Source organism: Streptomyces sp. NPDC046876 (assembly GCF_040645035.1).
Taxonomy (GTDB): Bacteria; Actinomycetota; Actinomycetes; order Streptomycetales; family Streptomycetaceae; genus Streptomyces.
In genome coordinates, this window is record NZ_JBEYXK010000200.1 from 1 (window position 1) to 4,057 (window position 4,057).

Annotated in this window: 2 protein-coding genes; one reads left to right on the forward strand and one right to left on the reverse strand. The window is 80.0% G+C overall.

Annotation, left to right across the window (positions count from 1 at the left end):
* Positions 1 to 160: 160 nt before the first annotated feature.
* Entirely contained in the window at positions 161 to 1,921 is a 1,761-nt protein-coding gene (locus ABZ924_RS38160; RefSeq protein ID WP_361920276.1) for a DUF6350 family protein, read from the reverse strand.
* 104 nt (positions 1,922 to 2,025) lie between these two features.
* On the opposite strand from ABZ924_RS38160, the gene ABZ924_RS38165 reads away from it, so the two are divergent.
* Positions 2,026 to 3,855 (forward strand): helix-turn-helix domain-containing protein, encoded by a 1,830-nt coding sequence (locus ABZ924_RS38165; protein ID WP_361920278.1) that lies wholly within the window; start codon positions 2,026 to 2,028, stop codon positions 3,853 to 3,855.
* Positions 3,856 to 4,057: the final 202 nt, after the last annotated feature.

Here is a 4,057-nt window from a genome sequence, read left to right on the forward strand (position 1 = left end):
GGGGTCCGGGGGCGGAGCCCCCGATCTTTGAGCCGCGCCGGCGATTGAGGCGGGCGGGGCCCGGGGCCGCAGGACCCGGTTTCGGGAAGGGGCGGGGTGGGGAAACGGCACCGCGCAGCGGCGGCCCCGGCCCCGGCCCCCCTCACCCCCGCGGCCGCGGTCAGGCCGGGGGTCTGCGCCGGGCCAGTACGCGGGCTCCGGCCACCGGCGCCACCAACGGCGGCCGGGCCTCCGTCCCGTACGAGGTCCGCCCCTCCGGCGGCGCAGGCGCGGACGCCCCCGGCAGCGGGAGGTGAGCCAGAGCGGACGGGTGAAGCGCCGTCACCAGCGTCAGGCGGCGGGGGCGTTCGCCCGTACCCGCCGAGGCCGACTCGCCAGGGCCGACCGGGTCCGCCGAACCGGCCTGGGCCGCCACGGCCAGGTCCGCAGGGCCCGCCGGGGCCGCGAGGGGCGGCGGCGCAGCGTCGGCCGAGGGTGCGGGAGCCGGGTCCGGCGGGGGCGGGGGGTCCGGGATCAGGGGGGTGGCTGTCTTGCGCAACGTCTCCCAGCGCTGCTCCCGCATCCCCCTCGAATGCCAGTCGTCCTCCTCCAGCGGCGCAGCCCCCCGCACCGGCCGATTCCGCCAACCATGCACGGACACCGCCACCACCACCCCACCCGGCAGCGTCCACCCCAGCGCCGCGACCCCGGTCGCCCACCACACGGGCCCGAACTCCGCCAGTTCCCCCGAGCCCAGCGGCCCGGCCGAGGCCGCCGTGAGCCCCGCCAGCGCCACCGCGCACACCACCGCCCCCAGCGCGGCCGTCAGGGCCGTCTCCCCGCCCGACACATCGCGCGCGCGCCGCACCGCGAACCACCCGACGGCCATCCCGGCAGCCAGCGGCACCAGGGCCGTCGCGCAGGTCAGCAGCGTCCCGGGCCCCTCCGCCGGCAGCGCCGCGAGCAGCGGGAACCGCGGCAGCGCGGGCGTTCCGGTGAAGCCGAGCGGTGTCGCGCTCGCGCCGCCGCCCAGGGCGAAGCCGGGCCCGAGGGCGTACGCCGCCGCCCAGACCACGGCGTTCGGCAGCAGCGCCAGCGCCAGCAGCAGGACCGCGAACCGGCCGGACCACACGTCGGTCAGCGCGAGGAAGGACCCCTTGACCTCCGCGCCGTGCCAGACCAGCGAGGCCCCGACGATCAGCGCGCCGCCGCCCAGCAGGACGAGCGCCCCGGCGGCCCCGGCCCGCAGCGCGAGCGCGTAGCGAGGGCGCGCGAGGGCCCGCCGCACGCCCGCCGGCCACCGGCGCGGCAGCGGCGGCGGCCCGAGGGGGCGCCCCTTGGCCGCCCACACCCCGCCGGCCGCGGCGAGCACGGCGACCAGCGGAACGTGCCAGCCGGCGCTGATCGGGTCGGCGGGCATCGGCCCGGCGGCGGCGTAGACGGTGGCGACGGCGCCGACGCCGAGGTAGCCGCAGAGCACGGCGGAGAAGACGGCGCTGGCCGGCAGCACCTCCTCCGCGTCGCTGCCGTCGCCGGGGGCGCTGCCGAGGCGGGCGGCGCGCCGCATCAGCAGCGCGGGCAGGGCGATGAGCAGCAGCGGGGTCACCCCGACGGGGGCCGGCACCCCGGAGAGGGTGTCGTACCGGACGAGTTCGGCGCCGTGGGCGAGCAGCCAGAGCCCGGCGGCCAGGTGCAGGGCGCCGCCGGGGCCGCTGTCGGGGTACGGGGAGCTGATCCACAGCACGATGACGAGCACGGCGAGGAAGCCGAGGCCCAGGCCGGCGGCCACGGCCCCGCCGAGCACGCAGGCGGCGGCCGCGGGCGAGCGCCGGCGGCGGCGCGGGGCGGCGGCGCGCGGGGGCCCGGCCGGCGGCTGCGCGACGGGCGGGGACGCGGCCGGCGCCGGCTGCAACGGGGTCCCGTGTTCGGTCACTTGGGTCACCCCGCCATGGTGCCAACGACACGCGCTATGAGTGAGTAACAGAGGAACGTCCGTTGTGTCGCTCAATATACGTTTATGTGTTCTTTCGCCCAGGGGAGTACGGCATGACGGAGAGCGTCGAGGAGCCCCGGCTCCCCTCGCCCACTGAGCGGCGCCGGCTGCGCGAGGCGGTGGGCCTGACGTGCGAGGAGGTGGCGCTGGCCGTGGGCGTCACGGCCGCCACGCTCCGGGCGTGGGAGGCGGGCCGCCTCGAGCCGCGGGGCCGCCAACGCGACCAGTACGCGCGCCTCCTGACGGGCACCCACCCGTCGGCCCCCGCGGCCCCGGCCGGGCGCGGCGACCGCCCCGCCGAGGCCGTGGCCGCGCCCGCACACGCCCCCGCGAAGACGGCGGCGTCCCGGGGCGCCGGACCCCAGCCCTCGGACGCCCCCGCGCGCCATGGCCCCCGCCGGGCGGCCGGAGGACGGTCGGCCCCGCCCGCACACGACGCGCCCGCCCCGGGCCAGGACCCGAGCCCCGCAGCGGGCTTCCGCCCCCCGGCCGGAACGCCGCCGAACCCGGAAGCCCAACGCCCCCCGACCGGCCCGCACCCGGACGGGTGGCCCCCGCCTCCCGCCCCCGCAGCCACCGCCGGAGCGGCCTCCGGACCGGACGCCGATCCGAGGGAGGCGGAAGCCGCCGCCGCACCCGCGGGCGCCGAAGCCACCAGCCGGCCCTCGGCCTTCCCGACGACCGGCGGAGCCCCCGGTACCGCCCGGCAGCACGACACCGGGGCCTCCCGGAGAGCCGACGGGCCCGCGGCCCACTCGAACGGCGGACCGAGGCACGCAAGGGCGACCGGCCCGTCGGCGGACCCCGGAGCCTCCGGCGGCCCTGTCGGCGCCGGGACCCCCGGCCGGTCACGGGACACCGGGACGAACGGCGAGCCGAGGCACGCGAAGGCGAGCGGCGCGCCCGTGGGCGCCGGAGCTGTCCGCACGACCGGGGCCGCGGGCTCGCGGGGCGGCGGCAGGGGCGCCGAAGTGGCCGGCGGTGGCGCCGGGGGCACGGGCCGTCGGGCCGGTCGCGGGGCTGCGGGGGTGCCGCAGCCGTCCGCCGGTGCTGCGGGGGCGGCACCGCGGGCCGGGGCCGGGGCCGCGTTCGAGCGGGTCTACCAGGGGGTGGCGGGGCGGCTCGTGCGGGAGGTGTACGTGCTCACCGGGGTGCCCGGGCTGGCGCTCGCGGCCGTCGAGCGGGCCTTCCAGCAGGCCTGGGCGCGGTGGCCGGAGGTGGCCACCGATCCCGACCCGGCCGGCTGGGTCCGCTCGGCGGCGTACGAATATGCCCTCTCCCCCTGGCGCCGGCTCCGCCGCGCCCACCGCCGGCCCGGACCCGGCCCGGCCGACCCCGCCGACCGGGTCCTGCTGGACGCGATGCTGGCGCTTCCGGCGGTCCACCGCCGCACCGTCCTGCTCTACCACGGTGTCGGCCTGGACCTCCCCGACACCGCCGCCGAGACCGAGGCCAGCACCCCCACCGCGGGCGGCCGTCTGCTGACCGCGCACGCGGACCTCGCGGCCCTCGTCCCGGAGCTGGCCGCCGCACCGCCCGAGCAGCAGGCCCAGCTGCTGCACGAGCGGCTGCGCGCGCTCCGGCCCGCGGTGGCCCTCGTACCCCGCCCGGCGGCCGCCGTACGGGCCGCGGCCGAGCAGCGCACGCGCCGCTGGACCCGTACGGTCGTCGGCGTGACCGCGGTGATCGCCATCTCCACCGGCTACACCCTGACCACCGCCCCCACCCGCTACGAGGCCCCTGTCGCACCCGGCAGCAGCGTCTCCGGCGTCCCCCCGCTCAGCGGCCCGCAGCGGCTCACCGAGCAGAGCCGCCTGCTGCGCGACAAGCTGCGCACCGGCCCGGCGGCCGGGCCGGCCCGCCTGGTCCCGCGCCTCGAATGAGCCCCTGAGACCCGGAGACCCGGAGACCCGGCGCAGGAACGGTTCGGCACGAGAAACGGGCGTGGCCCGCGCCCCTCCGCGGAGGGGTCGACGTGCACCGCGTTGCCGTCAGTCGCGGGGCCCGGATGGTTGATCCGGAGCTGGAGCCGGAGCCGGAGTGACCCACCGCAGCGCGAACCACAGCTCCGCCCGTACCTCCGGA

Coding starts and splice junctions, on each gene's coding strand:
- ABZ924_RS38165 (WP_361920278.1), top strand. CDS start 2,026: ATGACGGAGAGCGTCGAGGAGCCCCGGCTCCCCTCGCCCACTGAGCGG.